Source organism: Sphingopyxis sp. LARHCG72 (assembly GCF_052871675.1).
In genome coordinates, this window is sequence record NZ_JBIXJU010000004.1 from 296,254 (window position 1) to 317,883 (window position 21,630).

At 64.9% G+C, this 21,630-nt stretch carries 33 protein-coding genes and 1 riboswitch; of the genes, 19 read left to right on the forward strand and 14 right to left on the reverse strand.

The features are described 5' to 3' along the window. The first annotated feature begins 21 nt into the window (after positions 1 to 21). From ACIPPQ_RS11595 to ACIPPQ_RS11610, 4 genes are read left to right on the forward strand one after another with little or no spacing between them, the layout of a single operon-like run. The gene (locus ACIPPQ_RS11595; RefSeq protein ID WP_446544231.1) at positions 22 to 654 is read left to right on the forward strand and encodes a pyridoxamine 5'-phosphate oxidase family protein; all 633 of its coding nucleotides are present in this window, start codon (positions 22 to 24) and stop codon (positions 652 to 654) included. Beyond that, complete coding sequence (locus ACIPPQ_RS11600; RefSeq protein WP_446544232.1) at positions 651 to 1,259, forward strand: glutathione S-transferase family protein; 609 nt, start codon at positions 651 to 653, stop codon at positions 1,257 to 1,259. Before ACIPPQ_RS11595 ends, ACIPPQ_RS11600 begins: the two co-directional genes overlap by 4 nt. Next, positions 1,259 to 1,480 (forward strand): 2-hydroxymuconate tautomerase family protein, encoded by a 222-nt coding sequence (locus tag ACIPPQ_RS11605; protein ID WP_446544233.1) that lies wholly within the window; start codon positions 1,259 to 1,261, stop codon positions 1,478 to 1,480. Before ACIPPQ_RS11600 ends, ACIPPQ_RS11605 begins: the two co-directional genes overlap by 1 nt. Next, positions 1,477 to 1,935: a DMT family transporter gene (locus tag ACIPPQ_RS11610; RefSeq protein WP_446544234.1), complete on the forward strand. Its 459-nt coding sequence runs from the start codon at positions 1,477 to 1,479 to the stop codon at positions 1,933 to 1,935. Before ACIPPQ_RS11605 ends, ACIPPQ_RS11610 begins: the two co-directional genes overlap by 4 nt. Before the next feature lies 1 nt (position 1,936). Here ACIPPQ_RS11610 and ACIPPQ_RS11615 read toward each other — a convergent pair whose 3' ends face one another. From ACIPPQ_RS11615 to ACIPPQ_RS11625, 3 genes are all read right to left on the reverse strand, one after another. After that, entirely contained in the window at positions 1,937 to 2,341 is a 405-nt protein-coding gene (locus ACIPPQ_RS11615; RefSeq protein WP_446544235.1) for a GFA family protein, read from the reverse strand. Positions 2,342 to 2,423: 82 nt separating this feature from the next. After that, positions 2,424 to 3,116, reverse strand: coding sequence for a helix-turn-helix transcriptional regulator (locus tag ACIPPQ_RS11620; protein WP_446544236.1), 693 nt, complete (start codon positions 3,114 to 3,116; stop codon positions 2,424 to 2,426). Continuing rightward, on the reverse strand, positions 3,116 to 3,556 hold the full coding sequence (locus ACIPPQ_RS11625) for a DUF6265 family protein (RefSeq protein ID WP_446544237.1): 441 nt from the start codon (positions 3,554 to 3,556) through the stop codon (positions 3,116 to 3,118). The genes ACIPPQ_RS11620 and ACIPPQ_RS11625 overlap by 1 nt, the downstream gene beginning before the upstream one ends. Positions 3,557 to 3,635: 79 nt before the next feature. Continuing rightward, positions 3,636 to 3,747: riboswitch (TPP riboswitch) on the forward strand. Between the two features lie 43 nt (positions 3,748 to 3,790). Here ACIPPQ_RS11625 and thiC point away from each other — a divergent pair. The 6 genes from thiC to ACIPPQ_RS11655 all read left to right on the forward strand — a co-directional run bounded on the left by thiC (position 3,791) and on the right by ACIPPQ_RS11655 (position 9,577). Next, positions 3,791 to 5,683 (forward strand): phosphomethylpyrimidine synthase ThiC, encoded by a 1,893-nt coding sequence (thiC, locus tag ACIPPQ_RS11630; RefSeq protein ID WP_446544238.1) that lies wholly within the window; start codon positions 3,791 to 3,793, stop codon positions 5,681 to 5,683. Positions 5,684 to 5,758: 75 nt separating this feature from the next. After that, a complete protein-coding gene (locus ACIPPQ_RS11635) occupies positions 5,759 to 7,216 on the forward strand; it encodes a YecA family protein (protein ID WP_446544239.1) in 1,458 nt (485 codons plus the stop codon). A gap of 319 nt (positions 7,217 to 7,535) precedes the next feature. Then, a complete protein-coding gene (locus tag ACIPPQ_RS11640) occupies positions 7,536 to 8,081 on the forward strand; it encodes a hypothetical protein (RefSeq protein WP_446544240.1) in 546 nt (181 codons plus the stop codon). A 69-nt stretch (positions 8,082 to 8,150) separates the two neighbouring features. Beyond that, complete coding sequence (locus ACIPPQ_RS11645; RefSeq protein WP_446544241.1) at positions 8,151 to 8,636, forward strand: 2'-5' RNA ligase family protein; 486 nt, start codon at positions 8,151 to 8,153, stop codon at positions 8,634 to 8,636. Between the two features lie 32 nt (positions 8,637 to 8,668). Continuing rightward, a complete protein-coding gene (locus ACIPPQ_RS11650; RefSeq protein WP_446544242.1) occupies positions 8,669 to 9,250 on the forward strand; it encodes a GNAT family N-acetyltransferase in 582 nt (193 codons plus the stop codon). 18 nt (positions 9,251 to 9,268) lie between these two features. After that, positions 9,269 to 9,577 (forward strand): hypothetical protein, encoded by a 309-nt coding sequence (locus ACIPPQ_RS11655; RefSeq protein WP_446544243.1) that lies wholly within the window; start codon positions 9,269 to 9,271, stop codon positions 9,575 to 9,577. A 3-nt stretch (positions 9,578 to 9,580) separates the two neighbouring features. On the opposite strand, the gene ACIPPQ_RS11660 is transcribed toward ACIPPQ_RS11655, so the two are convergent. Continuing rightward, positions 9,581 to 9,997, reverse strand: a complete 417-nt coding sequence (locus tag ACIPPQ_RS11660; protein ID WP_446544244.1) for a hypothetical protein — start codon at positions 9,995 to 9,997, stop codon at positions 9,581 to 9,583. A gap of 309 nt (positions 9,998 to 10,306) precedes the next feature. Here ACIPPQ_RS11660 and ACIPPQ_RS11665 point away from each other — a divergent pair, with 309 nt between their 5' ends. From ACIPPQ_RS11665 to ACIPPQ_RS11685, 5 genes are all read left to right on the forward strand, one after another. After that, positions 10,307 to 10,849 carry a hypothetical protein gene (locus ACIPPQ_RS11665; protein ID WP_446544245.1) on the forward strand — a complete coding sequence of 181 codons (543 nt, stop codon included), beginning with the start codon at positions 10,307 to 10,309 and terminating at the stop codon, positions 10,847 to 10,849. Positions 10,850 to 10,853: 4 nt separating this feature from the next. Next, positions 10,854 to 11,288, forward strand: coding sequence for an NAD(+)--rifampin ADP-ribosyltransferase (arr, locus tag ACIPPQ_RS11670; protein WP_446544246.1), 435 nt, complete (start codon positions 10,854 to 10,856; stop codon positions 11,286 to 11,288). A gap of 53 nt (positions 11,289 to 11,341) precedes the next feature. Beyond that, the gene (locus ACIPPQ_RS11675) at positions 11,342 to 12,121 is read left to right on the forward strand and encodes a nuclear transport factor 2 family protein (RefSeq protein ID WP_446544247.1); all 780 of its coding nucleotides are present in this window, start codon (positions 11,342 to 11,344) and stop codon (positions 12,119 to 12,121) included. Beyond that, on the forward strand, positions 12,118 to 12,936 hold the full coding sequence (locus tag ACIPPQ_RS11680; protein ID WP_446544248.1) for a ThuA domain-containing protein: 819 nt from the start codon (positions 12,118 to 12,120) through the stop codon (positions 12,934 to 12,936). The genes ACIPPQ_RS11675 and ACIPPQ_RS11680 overlap by 4 nt, the downstream gene beginning before the upstream one ends. 92 nt (positions 12,937 to 13,028) lie before the next feature. Continuing rightward, positions 13,029 to 13,568, forward strand: a complete 540-nt coding sequence (locus tag ACIPPQ_RS11685; protein ID WP_446544249.1) for a 2'-5' RNA ligase family protein — start codon at positions 13,029 to 13,031, stop codon at positions 13,566 to 13,568. A gap of 16 nt (positions 13,569 to 13,584) precedes the next feature. On the opposite strand, the gene ACIPPQ_RS11690 is transcribed toward ACIPPQ_RS11685, so the two are convergent. The 4 genes from ACIPPQ_RS11690 to ACIPPQ_RS11705 form a co-directional block, all read right to left on the reverse strand. Continuing rightward, entirely contained in the window at positions 13,585 to 13,980 is a 396-nt protein-coding gene (locus tag ACIPPQ_RS11690; protein WP_446544250.1) for a DUF1801 domain-containing protein, read from the reverse strand. A 10-nt stretch (positions 13,981 to 13,990) separates the two neighbouring features. Then, positions 13,991 to 14,422, reverse strand: a complete 432-nt coding sequence (locus ACIPPQ_RS11695; protein ID WP_446544251.1) for a DUF1801 domain-containing protein — start codon at positions 14,420 to 14,422, stop codon at positions 13,991 to 13,993. Positions 14,423 to 14,426: 4 nt separating this feature from the next. Continuing rightward, positions 14,427 to 15,284, reverse strand: coding sequence for a TauD/TfdA dioxygenase family protein (locus tag ACIPPQ_RS11700; RefSeq protein ID WP_446544252.1), 858 nt, complete (start codon positions 15,282 to 15,284; stop codon positions 14,427 to 14,429). A gap of 74 nt (positions 15,285 to 15,358) precedes the next feature. Further along, positions 15,359 to 16,237, reverse strand: a complete 879-nt coding sequence (locus ACIPPQ_RS11705) for an arylamine N-acetyltransferase family protein (protein WP_446544253.1) — start codon at positions 16,235 to 16,237, stop codon at positions 15,359 to 15,361. A 203-nt stretch (positions 16,238 to 16,440) separates the two neighbouring features. Between ACIPPQ_RS11705 and ACIPPQ_RS11710 the strand changes: the two genes are divergently transcribed. The 3 genes from ACIPPQ_RS11710 (at position 16,441) to ACIPPQ_RS11720 (ending at position 18,434) form a co-directional block, all read left to right on the forward strand. Then, complete coding sequence (locus tag ACIPPQ_RS11710) at positions 16,441 to 17,295, forward strand: hypothetical protein (RefSeq protein WP_446544254.1); 855 nt, start codon at positions 16,441 to 16,443, stop codon at positions 17,293 to 17,295. A 45-nt stretch (positions 17,296 to 17,340) separates the two neighbouring features. After that, positions 17,341 to 17,778, forward strand: coding sequence for a nuclear transport factor 2 family protein (locus ACIPPQ_RS11715; protein ID WP_446544255.1), 438 nt, complete (start codon positions 17,341 to 17,343; stop codon positions 17,776 to 17,778). Between the two features lie 68 nt (positions 17,779 to 17,846). Continuing rightward, on the forward strand, positions 17,847 to 18,434 hold the full coding sequence (locus ACIPPQ_RS11720; protein WP_446544256.1) for a hypothetical protein: 588 nt from the start codon (positions 17,847 to 17,849) through the stop codon (positions 18,432 to 18,434). A 141-nt stretch (positions 18,435 to 18,575) separates the two neighbouring features. On the opposite strand, the gene ACIPPQ_RS11725 is transcribed toward ACIPPQ_RS11720, so the two are convergent. From ACIPPQ_RS11725 to ACIPPQ_RS11740, 4 genes are all read right to left on the reverse strand, one after another. Continuing rightward, the gene (locus ACIPPQ_RS11725) at positions 18,576 to 19,004 is read right to left on the reverse strand and encodes an OsmC family protein (RefSeq protein ID WP_446544257.1); all 429 of its coding nucleotides are present in this window, start codon (positions 19,002 to 19,004) and stop codon (positions 18,576 to 18,578) included. A gap of 58 nt (positions 19,005 to 19,062) precedes the next feature. After that, complete coding sequence (locus tag ACIPPQ_RS11730; RefSeq protein ID WP_446544258.1) at positions 19,063 to 19,266, reverse strand: DUF2061 domain-containing protein; 204 nt, start codon at positions 19,264 to 19,266, stop codon at positions 19,063 to 19,065. Positions 19,267 to 19,339: 73 nt separating this feature from the next. Further along, positions 19,340 to 19,687: an Mpo1-like protein gene (locus ACIPPQ_RS11735; protein WP_446544259.1), complete on the reverse strand. Its 348-nt coding sequence runs from the start codon at positions 19,685 to 19,687 to the stop codon at positions 19,340 to 19,342. Between the two features lie 14 nt (positions 19,688 to 19,701). Then, positions 19,702 to 20,391, reverse strand: a complete 690-nt coding sequence (locus ACIPPQ_RS11740; protein WP_446544260.1) for an alpha/beta hydrolase — start codon at positions 20,389 to 20,391, stop codon at positions 19,702 to 19,704. A gap of 96 nt (positions 20,392 to 20,487) precedes the next feature. Between ACIPPQ_RS11740 and ACIPPQ_RS11745 the strand changes: the two genes are divergently transcribed. Next, positions 20,488 to 20,709 (forward strand): hypothetical protein, encoded by a 222-nt coding sequence (locus ACIPPQ_RS11745; protein ID WP_446544261.1) that lies wholly within the window; start codon positions 20,488 to 20,490, stop codon positions 20,707 to 20,709. 112 nt (positions 20,710 to 20,821) lie between these two features. On the opposite strand, the gene ACIPPQ_RS11750 is transcribed toward ACIPPQ_RS11745, so the two are convergent. Both ACIPPQ_RS11750 and ACIPPQ_RS11755 read right to left on the reverse strand, forming a co-directional pair. Continuing rightward, entirely contained in the window at positions 20,822 to 21,007 is a 186-nt protein-coding gene (locus ACIPPQ_RS11750) for a hypothetical protein (RefSeq protein ID WP_446544262.1), read from the reverse strand. Positions 21,008 to 21,159: 152 nt separating this feature from the next. After that, positions 21,160 to 21,624: a YaiI/YqxD family protein gene (locus ACIPPQ_RS11755; protein ID WP_446544263.1), complete on the reverse strand. Its 465-nt coding sequence runs from the start codon at positions 21,622 to 21,624 to the stop codon at positions 21,160 to 21,162. Between the last annotated feature and the right edge of the window lie 6 nt (positions 21,625 to 21,630).

Genomic DNA, 21,630 nt, shown 5'->3' on the forward strand with positions numbered 1-21,630 from the left:
CGCCCCCGAAGGGAAACGGCCATGGCGCAAAATTACCGGCACATCATGTTCAGCGACGCGGTGAAGGCGGTGCAGGAACGCCAAGGCTCGCGCGCCGCCTATCTCAAGATGGACGCCGCGGCCGACGGCACCCCCGACGTGCTGACCGCCAAGGAAGTGGACTATATCGCGCTGCGCGACAGCTTTTACATGGCGAGCGTCACCGCCGACGGCTGGCCCTATATGCAGCATCGCGGCGGCCCCGGGGGTTTCCTGCGCCACATCGCGGGCAACCGCATCGGCTTCGCCGACTATCGCGGCAACCGCCAATATATCAGCACCGCCAATCTGGCCGACGACGACCGCGTCTCGCTCTTCCTCATGGACTATCCGAACCGCGACCGGCTGAAGCTCGTCGGCCATGCGACGATCGTCGAGCTCGCCGACGATCCCGCCGCGGTCACCGCGCTGATGCCCGCGGGCTACCGCGCCACCCCCGAGCGCGCCTTCTTCGTCGATGTCGTCGGCTGGGAATGGAATTGTTCGCAGCACATCACCCCGCGCTTCACCGAAGCCGAAATTTCCGCCGCGGTCCGCCCGATGGCGGCCGAGATCAACCAGCTGCGCGCCGAGATTGCCGCCTTGCGCGCCGCCTCTTCCGGAGACCGTCGATGATCACCCTCTATGGTTCGCCGCTGTCGGGCAACACGCACAAGGTCCGCATGGCGCTCGCCTTCCTCGGCCTGCCGTGGGACGAGCGGCTGACCGACGCCGCGGCGCGCCAGTCGGACGCCTTCGCGGCGCTGACCCCGATGCGCCAGATCCCGCTCTTCGTCGACGGCGGGCTCACCCTGCGCGACAGCCAGTCGATCCTCGCCTACCTCGCCGCGCGCCATCGCCCCGGCGAATGGGATGGCCAGAACCCAGAGGAACGCGGCGCGATCGCGCTCTGGCTCTCGCACGCCGCGAACGAGATCGCGAACGGTCCCGCCGCCCTCCGCCTCGCGCGGCGGTTCGGCATGGCGATCCCCGAGGATCACGCCGCCGCGGTCGCCGCGCGTTTCCTGCCCGTGATCGAGGCGCATCTCGAACGCCGCGACTGGCTCGCGGGCGACCGGCTCACCATCGCCGACCTTGCGGCAAGCCCCTATCTGGCGCTGATGGAGGACGCAGGGATCGGCCTCGCCGACTGGCCGGCGATCCATGGCTGGACCCGCCGCATCGCCGCGTTGCCCGCTTTCCCCGACATGCCGGGTTGGCCGGCCGAAGGAGCGAACTGATGCCCTACGTCAACATCCGCATAACCCGCGAGGGCGCGACCGCCGAACAGAAAGCCGAGCTGATCGGCGGCGTCACCGGACTGCTCGAGCGTGTACTCGGCAAGAATCCCGCGACCACCGTCGTGACGATCGACGAGGTCGAGACCGCCAATTGGGGATTGGGCGGATTGCCCGTCCTCGACTATCGCGCCGCGCAGGCCGCCAAGGAGACCCAGCGATGACCGCAAACAACGCCGCCCCCGCCTTTGCCACGATCATGTTCCTGACCGGGGTCGGCATCCCGATCCTCGCCGCCCTCAACGGCGGGCTCGGTGCGCGGCTCGAAAGCCCGATGGCGGCGTCGGTGATCCTCTTCACCCTCGGCCTGCTCATCGCGGTCACCGGCGCGATCGCCACCGGTACGCTCGGGCAGGTGCGGCTGTCGCCCGGCATTCCGGCGCATTTCTATTTCGGCGGCGCCTTCATGGCCTTTTACGCGATCTCGGTGACCTTCATCGCGCCGCGTTTCGGGGTCGGCAACGCGATCTTCTTCGTGCTCGTCGGCCAGCTGATCAGCGCCGCGACGATCGACCATTTTGGCCTGTTCGGCGCGATCCGCTCGGCGATCGACCTGAAGCGCGTCGCGGGGATCGCGCTGATGGTCGCCGGTGTTTATCTGGCGCGCCGCACCGCCTGACCTACATATGCGCGGTCACTTCGGGCGGGTTCCACCAATTATTGCCCGCGCCGTCCATATGCTGGACCGGCAGCGCCGCCATTTCGGCGGGCGTCAGGTCGTCTAGGCACGCGATCGACACCGAATAATAGGCGCCGCCGATTTCCTCGACATAACCATGGCCAAAGGCGGAGACGCCGCACGTCTTGCAAAAGACATGATGCGCGCTCCCCGATCCGAACACATATTCCTCAAGCGCCGCGGGATCGGTCAGCAGGCGAAAGGCGTCGGGCTTGATCTGCGCGCTCCAATTGCGCTTCTTGGTGCAGATCGAACAGTTGCACTTGCCCGTCCCCGCCTCGAGATCGATATCGGCCTCGAACTTGACGGCGCCGCAATGGCACGAACCATGGTGGGTCTTGAGCATCGAAAATCCTCCGGTCTGGTGCGCGCCGCCCGGCGACGCCTCTCACTCCGAAAGGATTAGCCTGCCCCCCTGACAGATCATGTCAGGAGGCCGCATCCAGTCCGCTTTGCCGCCACCAGTCGGCCATCAGCACCGCGCGCCGCCGACCGAAACCCTCGTTGCCGATCCGCGCCGCCGCGATGCGGTCGATGCGAAAGCTGCGGAAATCCTGCCGCAGCAGGCACCAGGCCGCGATGATCTGCTTGTCCTCGAAATAGGCGAGCGCCGCGGGCCAGATCGCGCGTTCGGTGGCCGCGCCCTTTTCGTCGGCATAATCGATGTGCAGCGTCTTTTCGGCGCGCATCGCGTCGCGCACGACGGCAAGCAACGGCGCATTGCTCTCGCGCCACCGGCTGTTCACCGGCCACAGCCCCGCCTCGTCGATCCGCTGCTTCAAATCGTCGGGGCTCGCCGCCGCGATCTTCGCGAGCGCCAGCCCCGCGGCGCGCGACAGCGCCCCGTCCTGCCGCCCCTCGACCCAGCGCGCGCCGAGCACCAGCGCCTCCAGTTCGTCGGCGGTGAACATCAGCGGCGGCAGGAAAAACCCGGCGCGCAGCACATAGCCGACCCCCGCCTCGCCCTCGATCGGCGCGCCCAAGGCGATCAGCGCCTGGATATCGCGATAGAGCGTGCGCACCGACACGCCCTGCTCCTCGGCGAGCACCTCGGCGGTCACCGGCCGCCGCCGCCGGCGCAGCCCGTCGATGATGGCGAACAGCCGCCCGGTCTTGTCCATCAGCGCCGCCGATAGGTCCAGCTGCGCGCCTTCGACCCGTCGATCTTCGAGATCGTCGCGACCAGCGTGTCGCCGCTGCGCGCGTAGGCGATGCGCTGCGGATAATCATGCGCGGCATTTTCGAAGGTCGCGCTCGTCGCATCATGCTTCACCAGCGCAAACGCGACCGGCGCGCGTCCCTGCGGCTGCGCCAGATAGGCGAGGCCGCCGCCCTCCCCCGCCGCGATCCGCAAGAATTCGAACTCGCGCAAAGCCTCGCCGCGCCCCGACCGGCTGTGCCCAAGCATCACGCCGCCGCGTGGGGCCGCCCAGCTTTCTTCGGTCCAGCGCCCGTCGGCCTCGCTCACCCAGTCGCCCGCGAGCCAGCCGAGATCGTCGACACGCGCCGCCGGGCTCGCCGCCACCAGCAACACCGCCAAAGCCGCCGCGATCATCCGCATAAATCTCTCCCTCGTCGCCCTTTACCACCGCCGCGTCGCCATCATCAATGGACAGCGCATCCGCCGCCGCCTATAACCCCGTCCATCCCCGGGGAGCCGCGTCTGTAATGGCCGGTTGAGAGCGGAATAAACCGCGACCCGTTGAACCTGATCCGGCTAATACCGGCGGAGGGAGGGTCGGTATTCCCCAATCGGAATCCCCATTCTCGCTCCGAACATATGGAGCGACTGCACATGGCCGACATCGATTCCCGCCTCGCAAAGGGCACCGCAACCCCGATCGGCGTCACCACCGGCCCGATCCGCGGCAGCCGCAAGATCCATGTCGCGACGCAGACCGGCAGTGGCATCCGCGTCGCGATGCGCGAGATCGACCTCGACCCGCATTCGGGCGAGCCCCCGGTCCGCGTCTATGACACCAGCGGCCCCTACACCGACGTCAATGCGACGATCGACATCAACGCCGGCCTCGCCGAACTCCGCCGCGACTGGATTTTCGGCCGCGGCGACGTCGAGGAAGTGAGCCAGCGCGAGGTTCGCCCCGAGGACAATGGCCAGCTCGGCCCCGACCGCAGCGGCGGCGTCCCCGCCTTCCCCAACGTCAGGAAGAAGGTGCTGCGCGCCAAGCCGGGCCAGAACGTCAGCCAGATGCACTATGCCCGCCGCGGCATCATCACCCCCGAGATGGAATATGTCGCCGAGCGCGAAAATCTCGGCCGCGCACGCCTCGCCGAGTATAAGCGCGACGGCGAAAGCTTCGGCGCCAGCATCCCCGATTACGTCACTCCTGAGTTTGTCCGCGACGAGGTCGCACGCGGCCGCGCGATCATCCCCAGCAACATCAACCACCCCGAAAGCGAGCCGATGGCGATCGGCCGCAACTTCCTCGTCAAGATCAACGCCAATATCGGCAACAGCGCGGTCGCATCCGACGTCGCGAGCGAAGTCGACAAGATGGTCTGGTCGATCCGCTGGGGCGCCGACACCGTCATGGACCTGTCGACGGGGCGCAACATCCACGACACGCGCGAATGGATCATCCGCAATTCGCCCGTCCCGATCGGCACCGTCCCCATCTATCAGGCGCTCGAGAAAGTCGGCGGCATCGCCGAGGACCTGACCTGGGAAATCTTCGCCGACACGCTGATCGAGCAGGCCGAACAGGGCGTCGACTATTTCACCATCCATGCCGGGGTCCGCCTGCCTTACGTCCCCCTCGCGGCCAAGCGCATGACCGGCATCGTGTCGCGCGGCGGCAGCATCATGGCGAAATGGTGCCTCGCGCATCACAAGGAAAGCTTCCTCTACGAACGCTTCGACGAGATTACCGAGATCATGAAGGCCTATGACGTCGCCTACAGCCTCGGCGACGGCCTGCGCCCCGGCAGCATCTACGACGCGAACGACGAGGCGCAGTTCGCCGAGCTCTACACACTGGGCGAGCTCACCAAGCGCGCCTGGGCGCAGGATGTGCAGGTGATGATCGAGGGGCCGGGCCATGTCCCGATGCACAAGATCAAGGAGAATATGGACAAGCAGCTCGAAGCGTGCGGCGAGGCGCCCTTCTACACGCTCGGGCCGCTCACCACCGACATCGCGCCGGGTTACGACCATATCACCAGCGGCATCGGCGCCGCGCAGATCGGCTGGTACGGCACCGCGATGCTTTGCTACGTCACCCCCAAGGAACATCTTGGCCTGCCCGATCGCGACGATGTGAAGGTCGGCGTCGTCACCTACAAGCTCGCCGCGCACGCCGCCGACCTCGCCAAGGGCCACCCCGCCGCACAGGTCCGCGACGACGCGCTATCGAAAGCGCGCTTCGAATTCCGCTGGCGCGACCAGTTCAACCTGAGCTTGGATCCCGACACGGCCGAGCAATATCACGACCAGACGCTGCCCGCCGAGGGCGCCAAGACCGCCCATTTCTGCAGCATGTGCGGCCCCAAATTCTGCTCGATGAAGATCAGCCAGGAAGTCCGCGAGTTCGCGGCCAAGCAGAACCAGCCCGCCGAAAACTTCCTCGCAGCCGAGGAAGCCGAAAAGGGCATGGCCGAGATGAGCGAGCTGTTCAAGGAAACGGGAAGCGAGCTTTACATGGGCGCGGGTGGGCGCGAGCACGATTGAAGAAGACCCGAAAAATCACTATCGATTCAGAAGCTGGAAATTTTCAACTTCTGAATCGTATAGTGAGGTTCATTCGTGCCCGTTCTTAAATCTGACGGAGTAACTCCGACAGAAAGACACTTAGCTGATTTATGTGAGCGTTCTTTCTTGAAGCTTTGGAGTTATCCAAACCCATTCAAGGAAGATGGCAAAGAGCTATGCGACCTAATCGTCGTTTTTGATAAAGACATTCTCGTTTTCTTTGATCGTGAGAGCCAGCGCCTCAAGAGAAACGATGTCGACCTGTCTGTCGAGTGGCCTCGATGGAGAAAAGAAGTCGTTGATAAGCAGATAAAGTCGGCCATCGGCGCAGAACGCTACCTCAAGTCCGGACGCCCTATATATTTAGATGATCGAAAGCAGGTCGAATTCCCGCTTGAAATTCCATCGGACGCAAGAATTCACAAAATTGTTGTCGCCCATGGAGCAATGGAAGCTTGCCGCGCCCATTCCGTCGACAATGTTTCGGGCAGCTTGGCTATCGCGTATGGCCCACCCAAGGTCGCACCGATGACGGAGCCGTTCTTCCTTGACCTAGATAAAACCAATCCGGTCCACGTATTTGATTCTCAGAATCTTAAAGTAGTCCTCTCCGAACTTGATACGATTTTTGATTTTTCACGTTACCTTAACTCCAAAGTCGACGCAATTCGTCGACATGATTTTATTACCTACTGCGGAGAAGAGGATTTAGTTGCTCATTATCTTCTGAATTTTGACAAAGTTTCTAAAGATCACAAGATTGGATCGACGTCAGATATAAACTTCTTTCATGTTGGAGAAGGGGAATATGCAGGATTCATTAAATCGCCTGCATATAAGCGCCGAATGGAGGCGAACAAAAGCTCATACCTTTGGGACCGCCTGATACAAATTACATCCCAGAACGCGCTCAGCGGAACACTTATGGGGAATGGCGACCCATTCAGGGGACGAAGCGCGATATCCTTTATGGCAAAGGAGCCTCGGTTTGTACGCCGAACGCTATCAGATCACTTATTACGTGCAATTCGGGAGTTCCCCGAAAACAACGCACCCATCATGCGGAATCTTACCCTGTTGCCATCGTTTTTTGAAGGCACTGTGTATGTTTTCCTACAACTGAAAGTAGTGGAAAAAGAGGCCTATGGTGAAGATTACAGATCGGTAAGGACGAAACTCCTCGAGATTGCCTGCGCCGCTGCAAAAATAAGATCTCCTTCTCTGCAGCGAGTGATCGGAATAGCTATAGATGCTCCCAAGTATGCTGATATCAATTCCGAAGACCTTCTACTGATGGAGTTTGATAATTGGACGGACGAACTTCGAAATGAGTACCAAAAACTGAACGAAGAGCTGCGTTTTTTCAAAACCGGAAAGGAACGTAGAGAGCGCCACTACGAATTTCCTCCGCCCGTCCGTGACCAGGCTCGATCCTCCAAAAAGACAGGCCGAAACTCACCCTGCCCTTGTGACTCCGGAAAAAAATTCAAACGATGCTGCATGTTGCGATAGAATTACGAGATTACGGCGGAATTGCAGCGAAGGTTTACTAAACCCCCAAATTCCGCGCCACACGGTGCCGACAGCGGTGGGCCTCGCCCCCAACACCATGCCCCCCCCATACGCGCCCGAAACCCCCACTATGTCATGGCCAAGCCGCCGCCGGAGGTGTAGGCGCAGATCGCCGCGCTGCCCCGCAACAACCCTTCGCGCGGGCACCACCTCCTCCATGTCACTTTGACCTCGCTCTACGACCTACACTAACTGAGGCGCTGGACAACGAGCGCACAACATAGCATCAGTAGCAAATGAATATTACGAGGGGGATGCAATGAAATCGATCGGCAAGCTGGGGGCATCTATTATGCTGACAGCGGCGCTTTCGGCTTGTGCGGCGGGCGTAAAAAGAACGCCGGGCATGAATTTATACACAAGCGGCGACCATGCAGCGGCTATTCCTGTCTTGACCAAGGAAGTTGAGGCCGGCGAGGTTTCGGCGCGCTACTCGCTGGGATTGGCGTATCGCGATGGCACGGGCGTGGAAAAGGACGCGACCAAGGCCGAAATTCTTCTGACCGGCGCCGCGATCGGCGGCGATCCGCGCGCCGTCGAAGAAATCCGCAAGATGTTGAAGACCGAAAATCGCTGCGCAAAAGACAAGAAACTGCACGATTTGTGGGGCGCTGTCGGGCTGGGCAATCGCAACCTCATTACCGGCGTGGTCGAACTGTATAGCGCGCCGCGGGGAAGCCTTATTGAAATGGCGTCGATTTACGACAATCCGTGCGACGGACGTCCGGTTCAACCCGAAGCGGCCAAGAGCCTTCGATCGCTTTCGGGCGGGCCTCGCCACATCTGGATTTACGTTCCTGGCTAAGCCCGATCGGCCTTGCAGCCGCATCGTGCTACACTCCCACCCATGCGCGCCCGGAACCCCCTCTATGTCATGGCCAAGCCGCCGCCGGAGGTGCAGGCGCAAATCGCCGCCCTGCCGCGCAACGACCCCGGACGCGGCCCCGACCTGCTCCATGTCACGCTCATCTCGCTCTACGACCTCCACTATGCGCCGCCCGAGTGGCTGCCCGCGACCATCGCCGCGCTGGACGGCTTCGCCGCGGCCCCCTTCCCGCTCCGCTTCGACCGGATCGAGAACCGCAAGGCGGTGACGCTGCGCACGCGCGATCCGCTGGCCGAGGCGCGGGCGTTCCAGAAGGCGCTGGTGAACCATCTGCTGCGCGAAAAGGCGCCGATCATGGACGGCACCACCCCCGAACCGCACATCACGATCAACTATCGCGGCGACCGGTTGAACGCACAGAAAATGCCGCCGATCGGCTGGACGGTCGGGGAAATATTCCTGATCGAAAGCGTTGTGGGAAAAACCATGCATGTCGAGCACGGACGCTGGGCGCTGACGCCCCCCGGCGACTGAGCGCGGCACAGGCACGAAGGGAAGCGCGAGCCATGGCGAAGATCAGTATCGGCATACCCGCGGACAGGGCGCGGCTGCTCCACACGCTGGTGCTCGGCTTTGCCGCCGATCCGGTGGCGCGCTGGGCCTCGCCCGACGCCGCGACCTATATGAGCCGCCGCCACGAATTTTTCGGCGCCTTCGGCGGCGCGGCGTTCGAGCATGGGACGGCGTTCGTCGCCGACGACGGCGCGGCGGTCGCGACCTGGCTGCCGCCGGGGGTCGAGCCCGACGGCGAGGTCATGGCCGCGATCATGGACGAACAGACGCCGGCGCACCGGAAGGCCGAAATGGACGAACTCGTCGGCCAGATGGACCGCTTCCACCCGGCCGAGCCGGTCTGGTACCTGCCGCTGATCGCCGCCGATCCCGCGCATCGCGGCCGCGGGCTCGGCACCGCGCTGATGGAGGCGGCGATCGCGGTGATCGACGCCGACGGCCGCGCCGCCTATCTCGAAAGCTCGAACCCGCGCAACATCCCGCTCTACCGGCGCTTCGGCTTCGACATCATCGGCGAGATCCGCACCGGAACCTCGCCGGTCCTGACCCCGATGTTCCGGCCGGGCCGGGCGTAGCGCGCGAAAGGATTTCCCATGTCGCACCCCTCGAACATTATATATTGCACCGGCCCCGGCGACCCGCACGCGCTCGACGGCATTTCGCGGCGCCACCGCAGCGGTAATCTCGACCAGCTGTGCCCGATCTGCGCGGGCTATGGCCAGTGGAACACGCAGATCGACCTCGTCAGCCACCGCTCGATCCGCCACGCCTGCCCCAAATGCGACGGGCGCGGCTGGATCGAGACCGGCGACGACATGGTCCCCAGCCACGCCATCGAGCGCAGCGAGGCGGGGCATCCGGTGTGGACGGTGCGGCTCGACCCGTCGGACGACCGCGAATAGGCGTCAGCCCGCATCCCCGCTCGGCGCCGGCCGCCAGCGCCAGATCAGCAGCACCAGCGCGGTCAGGATGAAGATCGCAAAGCCCGACAGCATCCACGCGTTCACATACCATTGCTCGCCCCAGCTGAACTTGCCGCCCATGATCTTTGCCCAGCCACGAAAATGCTGGGTACTGGCGACGACGAGGCCGAACAGCGCAAAGATCGCCGACAGATAGCGCACCAGCCAGTGCGCGGGATTGGGCAGCATCAGCAGCAGGCCCAGCGCGCCGATCATCGTCCGCTGCACGCGGCAATAGGGGCAATGATAGACGAGGTCGGTCAGGTCGACCGTCCAGGTCAGGATCGCCAGCACGATCGCCGCAATCCCCACCGCGCGGCGATGCCGCAGCAACATATCCGGCACATCGTCGATCATCACGCCCTCCCCCTTTGCCCCGACATCCCTTGCCCGGCGACCGGCGTCAAGCCGGGGGTTTCAGCCAGTTGTAGAGAAAGTCCTGGATCGCGTCGCCATAATGGCGGTCGGTGTCGGCCGCGGCATCGAAAGGGTAAGCGCGAGGGTCAGCGCCGCCATCGGCGCACGGATCGATCGAAACATAGTTCCTCCATCGACCCGCGCCCTGCCTGTCAGCCCGCCGCGACCAGGCAAGCACGAACCGCACGCGGCTCGACTTGCCCGCGCGGCGCCGATAGGCTGGCGGTCTCAGGCAATATCGGGAGAGCAGCGATGCGTGGACAGGCTGGGTTGATGATGGGTGCGGTGCTGGCGCTCGCCGGATGCGGCAAGGCCGAGGCGCCTGCCGCGGCGCCCGAAAAGTCGGTGCTCGCCGACGGCCCTGCCGCCGACATCAGCAAGGTCGCCGCGGCCGACCTGCCGCCCGGCGTGCGCGATGCGGTGCTCGCCAAGGTCCCCGGCATGACAATCGCCGAGGCCGAGCGCAAGGAACGCGGCGGCAAGATCTTCTATGACGTCGAGGGAACGCGCCCCGACGGCAGCGAAGTCGAGCTCGACCTGATCGAGGAGGCCGGAAAATATCGCGTCGTCGAGATGCAGCGCGACATCGCCTGGGCCGACGCGCCCGCCCCGGTGCGTACCGCCGCCGGCGCCGCGGCCGACGCCTTCACCCCCGCGCGCGTCATCGAAAGCACGCAGGAGGACGGGACGGTCGTCTATGAACTCTTCGCGCCCGGCAAGGCCGACGAACCCGCCGCCGAGGTGAACTGGAAGGACAGCAAGGCGGTACTGCGCAGCGAACGCAACGAATATTGACGCCGTGACCGGCACTACCCCCACCGGCCCCTCCCCGATCGGACCAGACGCGGGCGCCACCTTCTATCACGGCACGCGCGCCGAGCTTGCCATCGGCGACCTGCTCGTCGCCGGCCGGGGCAGCAATTACCAGGCGGCGCCGATGTCGTGGATCTATTTCTCCGCCGCACTGGAGTCCGCGATCTGGGGCTGCGAACTCGCCGCCGGGGACGGCCGCGAGCGCATCTATATCGTCGAGCCGACCGGTGACTGGTTCGACGACCCCAACCTCACCGACAAGAAATTCCCCGGCAACCCGACGCGAAGCTATCGCTCGCGTTTCCCGCTGCGCATCGTCGGCGAGGTCGAAAGCTGGACCCCGCACGCGCCCGAAATATTGCAGGCGATGAAAGACAATCTCGCCCGGCTGCAGGCCGAAGGCGCGCCGATCATCGACTAACCGGAAAATCGCGCTAGGCTGCGCCACCCGAACCCATGACCGGAGCCGCCGCCATGCTGACGACCCTGCTCACCCTCGCCGCCGCGACCGCAACGCCCGTCCCTGCCACGCCCCCCGCCGATCTCGCCGCGATCGAGGCGACCTGCTTCGATTATGTCGACGGCCAGCTCGAGGGCGATCCCGAACGCGTCAAGCGCGCGCTCCACCCCGACCTCGCCAAGCGCCGCGTGCTCGGCGACACCCCCGACGAACGGCTGGGGCTGCAACGCATGAGCCGCGAGGAGCTGGTCGACCTGACGAAGCGCGGCGCGCTCAAGACCCCGAAGGCCGAGTGGGACCGCGCGTGCAGGATCCTCGACGTCGCGGGCGACGCGGCGGCGGTGCGGGTCGAGACGCCGTGGTTCGTCGACTATTTCCACATGGGCAAGTTCGGCGAACGCTGGGTCATCGTCAACGCGATGTGGCACATGAAGCGGGGCGGCACCCCAGCTCCGGCTCCGGCGACCGAGGCGGCCGCCGCGCCGCTCTTTGCGCTCGCGCTGGTGCCCGGGCGGGCCTGGAAACCCGGGCGCCCCTTTTCGGAACAGGGACTGCGGCCCCATTTCGACTATTGGATGGCGCTGTTCCGCGACGGCCGTATCGCCACGGCGGGGCCCGTCGGGACCGATTCGGGCCTCGTCCTGCTGCGCGCGCCCGACCAGGCCGCGGCCGAGGCGATCCTCGCCGCCGACCCCGCGATCGCTGCGGGCATCTTTACCGGGACCGTTCGTCCCTATGCCCCGCCGATGGTGAACGGCGCCGCACTCCCGCGGCCGCGCGCGGCAACGAAATGAAGCTCGTATTCGCGGCTTCGGCGGCGCTTCTGCTCGCCGCGCAAACGGCGGCGCCTCCCGCACCCGACCCGCGCCGCCCGGCGCCCAGCTTCGACAGCGTAGCGCCCGAGCTGCCACCGTTGACGCGCCCCGCGGTGCTGGTCGTCAGCAAGACCAACGGCTATCGCCACGACAGCATTGCCGAGGCGGTGCCCGCGATCGAGCGTCTTGTGAAGGCGCGCGGCTGGAGCAGCTTTGCCACCGAAAATGCGGCGGTCTTCAACCCCGAACAACTCGCCAAATTCGACGTCATCGTCTTCGCCAATGCCAGCGGCGACATCTATACGGCCGACCAGCGTGCGGCGTTTCAGGCATGGATCGCGAAGGGCGGCGGTTTCGTCGGCCTCCACAGCGCGGGCGACGGCAGCCATCCGGGCTGGTTCGTGAAGATGCGCGGCAACGGCAATTTCACCGGCCACCCGGGCGGCGCCGACCAGTTCCAGAAGAGCAATCTCATCGCCGCGGACCGCAGCCACCCCGCGACGCGCCACCTGTCCGCGATCTGGCCGTGGACCGACGAATATTACAGCTGGGACGCGCCGCCTGCCGCCGATACGCACATTCTCGTGCGCCTCGACGAAAAGAAGATGCGCCTCGAACCCAAGCTGCAGATGGGCGAACACGCGCTCGTCTGGTGGCGCTGCGAGGGCCGCGCGCGCATTTTCTATTCGGCGCTCGGCCACAAGGCCGAGGCATGGTCCGACCCGATCCATATGCGCATGGTCGACGGCGCGATCGGCTGGGCCGCCCGCAAGGAAGGCATGGGCTGCGACTGATCCGCGATCCACGCGCTTGAATTTGTTCCCTATATGTTCTATCGGCATGATCCCTCTCGCCCTTGCCGATTCGACATCAGGAGGAACCGATCATGCCGCGCAGGATTATCGCACGACGCCCTCTCTATCTGATGGTCAAGCCGCCGGCCGATATCGCGGCGCACATAAGCGCCCTGCCCCGGAATGACGGGCGCCGCGGGGCCGATCTGCTGCATATGACGCTCGCAGTGTTTGGCGATCTCGCCAAAGCCCCCGCCGGCTTCCTCGAACTTGTCATCCGCGGGTTGGACGAATTCCGCGCCGGCGCTTTCCCTGTGCGGCTCGACCGGATCGAATGCCGCAGGGCGACGACGCTGCGAAGTTCGGTGCCACTTACGGCTGCATGGGAATTTCAGCGGCAGCTTGCCGAATATTTTCAGCAGCATGGTTTCAAGGAATTCAACCTGCCGCCCGAGCTTCACGTCACGATCAATTATCGCGGCGACGGATTCGGCGCCGAAGCGATCGGTCCGGTCGAATGGACCACCACCGAGATGCTGCTTGTCGAAAGCGTGACCGGTCAGGCGCGCCATATCGTCCACGGCCGCTGGCCCTTGCCCCGCGGCGAACGCGGATATTGCAGAGCGGCGTAGCCGGTCCCGTTTCGCGCTACTTTTTCGCTTTCGCGGGCTTTTCAAGATTGGCCTCGACCGCCGCGCGCACCAGCGCCCTGAACGCCGCCTCGTCGACGCCGTCACCCTCGAACAGGTCGATCGCGCGCCGCGTATTGCCGTCGAGGCTCGAATTGAACAGCGTCTTGGGATCGGCAAGCGCTGCGCCCTTGGCAAAGGTCAGCTTGACCTTGTCCTTATATGTCTCACCCGTGCAGAGGATCCCCGCATGTTCCCACACGGGCACCCCCGACGGGTTCGATGGCTTCTGCCACTTCACCACCTCCTCGACCTCGGGGTCGGCATCGTGGATCAGCGCGCGCAGCTTGGCGAGCGTCGCCCCGCGCCAGTCGCCGAGCCCGGCAATTTTCGCGTCGATCAGCTCCGATGCCATATCCTGCTCCTCACATCTTCTCGCCGGGCAGCGCCGCGGCCTGTTTCACCCAGTCGGCGAACGCCGCCGCGTCGACCTCGTCGTCCTCTTGGATATGGAAATAGCGCGTGTCGCCGCTCTTCGACGCGACCGGCGGAACCGGGTCGAGCGACTGGCCGCGAAAGAAGGCAACCTTGATATATTTGTCGAAGCAATGGATGCTCAGGAACCAGAGCGACGGTTCCCCGCCCTGCCCCGGCGCGCCATAGAAAGGCGAGTTCCATTTGACCGCCTTCGCGACCCCCGGAACCGTCTTTTCGATCAGCGTGTCGAGCCGCCGCCAGGCGTCCGACTTCCACCCCGGCATCGCCGCGATATAGGCCTGCACCGGCGCGTCGCCATAGCCCTTCGGAATTTGCGGATTGCCGCCCGACAGCAGCACGGGCTTGGGATCGGCCACCATTTTCTCAGCGTTCGTCGCGATAGAATGGCCGGTCGCCCGCGATCGTCACCCGCTCCATGCGCCGCACCGCGGGGAAATAGTCCGACGCCGCATAATGCTGGCCGGCACGATTATCCCAGAAGGCGATCGAGCCCGCGCGCCAGCGAAAACGGCACTGGATTTCGGGCACCGCGGCTTGGCGGTAAAGATGCGCGAGCAGCCATTCGCTCTCTTGCCCCGATACGCCCTCGATATGGCTGGTGAAGGCGGTGTTGACGTAGAGCGCCTGCTCGCCCGTTTCGGGATGCGTGCGCACCACCGGATGGAGCTGCGGCGGATATTGCTCGTGCAATTCCTCGATGCTCTTGCCCAGCCTTCGCGCAAAGACCCGCGCGATATCGTGCACCGCGCTTAGCGAGCGGCACCAGTCCTGCATCGCCGGCGACAGGCCGCGGAACGCCGCCGCCATATCGGCGAACAGCGTGTCGCCGCCGACCTCGGGCACCTCGATCGCACGCAGGATCGACCCGAGCGACGGTTCGGCGCGCCACGTGACGTCCGAATGCCATTCATTCTCGCGCCCACGCGAATCGGGTCCGTGCGCGATATGCAGCACCTCGGGATTGGGCTGGTCCTTGGGTGTCGCGGGATGGATTTCGAGCGGGCCGAAGCGGCGCGCAAAGGCGATATGCTGTTCGGGCGTGATGAACTGGTCGCGAAAGAAGATCACCTTATACGCGAGCAGCACGGCACGAATTTCGGCGATCACCGCCCCGTCCTGCTCCTCGCCCAGGTCGATCCCCGAAATCTCGGCGCCGATCGATGGCGTCAGTGGTGCGACCTTCAGGCGCTCGAAAACCCGCTGCGATGCAACAAGGGCCATGGCATTCCGCTCCTGCTATTTTCTTGTCGGAGCATGAGAAGGCGAGGGCGAGGGCGAGTCAAGCCGCGGTGCGACTAGCCGACGATCTCCGCGGTCGCGGCGCGCTCGATGGCGGCGCGCCAGTGCGGCCGCACGGGCAACAGGAAAATCTCCGCCAAGGTGCGTTCGATCTCGTCGGCGGACAGGTAGCGGCGGTCGATACGCCCGTCGGTCAGCCGCACCGTCAGCCGGTTGTCGCGCAGGCCATAACGCGCCTCTGCGGTCGTGCGCGCCGCGATCAGCTGGTGACGGAAATGCGAGTCGGGATGCGCCGAGGTATACCAGTTGCCCAGCTCGTAATCGATCGCCGGCGGCGCAACATGATCGAGCCGGTAAAGCGTCCGCCATTCGCCCTCGATCGACGCGGCGACCTGCCACGCGTCGCCATGCCGCACGACGCGGTAACTTTCGTGCCGCGTCGGCTGCGGCTCCTCGCTGTCCATCGCCAGCGGCTGCGGCGGCACCGCCGCGCCGAACCCGACATCGGCAAGCCAGGGGCGTCCGCCCAACCGGACCCGCACGACCATATGCGTGCGCGGCGTCGGCGGGGCATCGTCGGGCAGCATCCAGCGCACCCGGCCCAGCAGCCCCTCGGCGTCGAAGCCGATGGCGAGCAGTGCGCGAAGGAACAGGCTGTTCTGTTCGAAACAATAGCCGCCGCGCCGCTGCCCGATCAGCTTGGCGTCGACCGCCGGCGCGCCGATGTCGATCCCCGCGCCCGTCAGCGCATCGATCGCCTCGAACGGGATCGCCGCGATATGCGCGGCCTGCAATGCGGCCAGAACCTCCAGCGTCGGCGCCACCGGCCCGGCATAGCCGATGCGCGCCAGGTAGCGCGGCAGGAAGGCCTCGGCGGGCGCATCGGCATCGTCATCGGCGGGGTCGGACGGCGGGGCGGCGGGATAATGCAGCATGGACAAGGCTCCGGTTCGCGAATCAACTGTCCCGCGCTTATGAAAGCTCAAGCCCGGTTGAGGTCAAGCGCCGATCGGCGCGACGCTCGTCCGCGGCTAAAGCGCCACCATATTGGTAACTTAGCCATTGCAGGCGGGCATTCGCTGCGGCAGACGCGTCACACAACATAAGTCGCATAACATAAACATTTCAGGGAGCACCCATGCGCACCACGACTTATTCCCGCCTCGCCGCCGCGCTCGCGCCGGCCGCACTGTTTTTCACCGCCGGAACCGCCAATGCCGCGACCTGCGAGGAAGCCTTCGTCAAAAAGGGCAATCCGATCACCGCGCTGCGCTTCACCGCGGCGGTGACCGTCGCCGACCTGCCCCCCGCGGTCGCGATCGGCCAGATGCGCGGTATCGTCGCCGCCAAGGGCTATGACATCATGGCCGACGAGGCCGAATATGGATCGATGCTCATCGAACAGCCGATGACGGGCAATGTTCGCGCCTTTCCGATCCAGATCACCGCGACGCAGACCGGCGGGATCGGCACCGTCGTCATGGAGGCCAAGCTGCGCGCCGGCCAGTCGGTCGGCAGCGATGCGGCAAAGGCCGAAATGTGCGGAATCCTGAACCAGATCAAGGGCGGCAAGGCCGGGGCGGCCGCGGCGAAGAAGGGCGCAACCGCAACCACCGTCGCCGCCGCGCCGGTAAAGATCAGCGCGCTGGGTTTCTCGCAGCAGGTGTCGAAGGACACCGAACGCAACGCCGCGGGCATATTGACCCGCTACAAGGGCAAGCAGTTCACGATCGACGGCCTCGTCGATTATGTGACGAAGGACGGCAAGGATTTCCGCGTCGGCTACAAGATCCCCCAGCCCTATGAGCAGGCGATCCGCCTGCCCAACCAGGCGCCGTTCAAGACCGACATCGTCTGCTATATGGCGCCGGGGCAGGCCGCTTTTTCGCTCCAGCTCAAGCCGAACAAGAGCATCAAGCTGACCGGCACGGTCGAGGATTTCGACGAATATAAGCATGTCATCTGGCTGAAGGACTGCCGTCCGGCGCAGTAATCGCGGCGCGGCGCATCGCAGGAAGGGAAGACCATGCGAAGAATAATGGCCATCGCGTTGGCGATCGGTGCGCCGCCAGCCCTTGCAGCCGATGCGCCGGCGAGCGATGCCGCCGACCTCCGTGCCTTCGCCGACGCGTTCGACGCGGCGCAGATCGCGCAGGATCGCGCCGCGCTCGAACACATGGTCGCCGACGATCTCGTCTTCATCGACGGTAGCGGCAAGCGATATGGCAAAGCCTTTTTCATCGACGGCTGGACGGGCGCCGATGACGATTATGATCCGGTGACCCTCAAGGACCGCGTCGTCCTTCCGATCGGCGCGGAGGCTGGTCTCGCGAGCGCCGAAACGATCCTCTCGGGCCGCTCTGCGGGCAAGCCCTTTCGCGTCCGCATCCGCTTCACCGACATCTTCCGGCGGAGCGGCGATAGCTGGCAGGCGACCTATATCCATGTGACGCGCATGGCGATGGAGGCCGAATAAGAGAGGATTCGACTCTCGAACACGATGAGAACATAATAGGAACATTGATCCGATTCGGAGGATGGATGATGGACCCGATGTTCCGCTATTTCCTGGGGTTTCAGGTTGCCGCCGATCGCGCTGGCTGGCTCGCGCGGCAATTGCCGGCCGTTTCGGGCGACCTGTTCGCGGGGCTGAAGCCGCAGCTCTATCATCTGACACTCTGCACGATCGCCGAGGCGATGGAACAGCAGCCCTTCCTGCGGGGTCAGGTCGCCAGGGCCTTCGCGTCCGGCCTGCCGGCCGCAAGCGCGATTCCCTTTGGCCGGATCGTCGCGCGCGAAACCGGCGTCGAGCTTGTCACCGCGGGCGGCGTCGGCGGCATCCGCCAGACCTATGAAGCAATTGTCGCCCGCCTTGCGGCGCAGGGCATCGATCCGATGTATCGCAAATCGGGCCTCCGCCCGCACGTCACGCTCGGCTACGGCACGACGGGCGGCTTCGACCCGGTACCGCTGGCGTGGAACTGGACCCCCCGCGAGCTGGTGCTGATCGAAAGCCATGTCGGCCACCGCCGCCACCGCGTGCTGCAAAGCTGGACGCTCGAGCCGCCCGCGCAGGCCAGCTTCGACTTCATGGCCGACGAACTGCCCGCACCGCTGCTCCGCGCCGCGTAAAACGGGTTGAGTTTCGGTTCGGGGCGAGCCGAAAATGGCGAGGCTCCGTGAACCGGAGCGCAGCGTACTTCAGTACGTGAGCACCGGAAGCGCGGAGCCCTGCCGTTTGCAGGCCGCCATGGGCCGAAACGCAACCGGTTTTTAGCCTTCGAGGCCGTGCTCGAGCGTAATCTCGCAGTTGAGCAGCTTGGACACCGGGCAATTCTTCTCGGCTTCCCCGGCGATCTTCGCGAATTCGTCGGCGCTGATCCCCGGCACCTTGCCGGTCATGGTCAGCGCCGATTTGGTGATCGCAAAGCCCCCGTCCTGCTGCTCCAGCGTTACCGCCGCGCTCGTTTCGAGCGTGTCGCCCGAATAGCCCGCGCGCGCGAGGCCGAACGACAGCGCCATCGTGAAACAGGCGGCGTGCGCCGCGGCGATCAGCTCCTCGGGGTTCGTCCCCGGCTGTCCTTCGAAACGCGTGCCGAAGCCATAGGGCTGCTTGTCGAGCACCCCCGATTTCGTGGTGATCGATCCCTTGCCTTCCTTGCCAAAGCCTTCGTAACGGGCCGATGCGCGGTTGACGGTCATGGACATACTCCTTGGTTCGAGGGGACAGGAATGAAAGGCGGCCCGGGACTCGGATGCCTCAGGCGGCGAGCAGCTTAGGCCGGGCGCCCACGCGCTTCCACGCCTTTTCGTGGAAGAAGAAGGCCACGGCATTGATGCACGGCTCGATGATCGCGATCCCGCCCGCGAGCGCGAGCGATCCGGTCATCACATAGGCGACGCTGAACCCGATCGTCAGATGGATCGAGAGGTAGGTGAAGGTCTTGATCAGGTCGGTGGGCATGGCCCGTCTCCAGCAGGTGCGAACCCGATCCAGTTAAGAATGATTCGCAACAAATGCCAGACAGGGCTTACGGTCAGTGTGATCGATTTTCCCGCACGACGCCCGCGCGGTCGAGTTCGGATCCCAGCCGCCCGGTCAACCAAAACGCCCACATCCGGAAATCGGCGGCGAGGCTCCACAACGGATAGGTAAAGGTCGCCGGGCGGTTCTTCTCGACCCCGAAATGCGCGACCCACGCAAAGAAATAGCCCGCGACGGGCAGCGCGAACAGCCAGCCCCACCGCCCGCCCAGCACCGCCGCGACCGCGATCAGCACGACAAGGCTGGTCCCGACATAATGCAGCGCGCGCGTCGACGCCTTGCTGTGCTCGCGCAGGTAAAAGGGCCAGAATTCGGCGAAATTCGTATATTGGCGCGCCATCGGCGAGGCTCCGGTTACAGGCTGCGCGCCGCTTCGTCGATCAGCGCCGCGACCTCGACCGGGTGCGAGGCGAGCGAGGCGTGTCCCGCGTCGAGCGTGATCACCCTGCGCGCGCCGAGCCGGTCCGACATCGCTTTCTGGTTCGCAGGGTCGATCATCCGGTCCGCGCCCGAAATCTGGTACCAGCTCGGTTTCGACCGCCACGCCGGATCGCTGACCGCCTCGCCAAAGGTCGAGGCGAGCGGCGCCTTTTGCGTCACTGCCATCACCAGCGCCTCGTCGGCGCCGAGGTCTTGGCAAAAGCTTTCGTGAAACTTGTCGGGCTTGATCCACAGATAACCGTCGGCATCGGGCGCGAGGTTCGCGGCGCCCGCCGGCGGATGCTGCTGCGTCAGCGCGCCGGGACTCTCGCCCGCGTCGGGCGCAAAGGCGGCGATATAGACGAGCCCCGCGACATTCGGCGCCGTCCCCGTCTCGGTGATCACCGCGCCGCCATAGCTGTGCCCGACGAGCAGCACCGGTCCTTCGGCCTGCGCCGCGATCTGGCGCGTCCGCGCCGCATCGCCCGCGAGCGAGGTCAGCGGCAGTTCGACCGCGCGCATGCCTTTATGCCCCAACCGGTCGAGCTCGACGATCGCCTTCGCCCAATGCGCCGCACCGCCCCAGAAACCGTGAACGAGGATGATCGTGGGAAGTGCCGCCATGGTCTCGACTCCTGTGGAATTTCGCGAAACCCGAAGCTACCATGCGCGGAAGGTATCCGACACGAAGAAAGTGTCGGAACCGGGGAGGGGAATGTCATGAAGAAATCAATGCGTGCGCTGGCCGGGCTCGTCCTGCTCGACCTGATCGTCATCGTCGGCGCCTGGTGGATGATCGAACGGACACGAAGCGGCGCGTGGAATTCGAACGATCCGGCAGGCTCGATCACGATGGTCACGACGACCGCGGGCATGCTGGTCGGCGTGATCTCGGTCGTCCTCCTGCTCGCCTTCGTAACGCACCGCCGCGCCGGCAACTGATCGCCGGAGCCGGCCGGAAAATAGTCAGCCCTCCCGCCTGGGTCGCAGGGGCGGGAAGGCTGTGTTCCGGCCCGGCGTGGTGGGCCGGGCCGAAGACGAAAACCGGATATCGTTACCGTGCCGCGGCTTCGCGGACCTTCTGCACCGCGGGAAGCAGCAGGCCGATGAGGATCTGCACCGGGTTCGACGTCACCGTCATGCTGCCCTGTGCGGGCTGCGCCGACTGCGCCATCGCAGGGGTCGCCGACGCGAGGACAGTGAGCGCAAGGACGGGGGCGAGGATCAGCTTCTTGGTCATCTTCATTTCCTTTTCAATCGGTCGATATGGTTCGAATTGGGTTCGGGGCGTTCCCGATGCCCCGCTTATGCCGGGCATCGCCGTGGCCGGCCGTGATCGGCATCACTCGCCCGAAAAAATTCCACAAATGACTGAAAAGAAAAGAAAGAAATTTATAGCTGGCGCTTGAGCCGGACCAGCGCGCTATCGAGCGCCTGCAGGAATTGCGAGCGGTCGGCCTTTGAAAAGGGCGGCGGACCACCCACCCTGTCGCCCATTCCGGAGCGCAGGTCGGCCATGATCGCGCGCGTCGCGATCGCGGGTCCGATCGACGCCGGGGTAAAGGGCTTGCCGTTCGGGCCCAGCACAATCGCGCCCGCCTTCAACGCGCGGTCGGCGAGCAATATGTCCGCCGTGACGACGATGCTCCGCGCGTCGGCGTTGTCGGCGATCCAGTCGTCGGCCGCGTCGAAACCGTCCGACACGACCACCCGCTCGATCAGCACATGGTCGGGCACGCGCAGCCGGCTGTTGCTCACCACCTTCACCGCGACCTCGTGCCGCCACGCGACGCGGTAAATCTCGTCCTTCACCGGGCAGGCGTCGGCGTCGACGAGGATTTGAACTGGCGTGGACATAAGCGA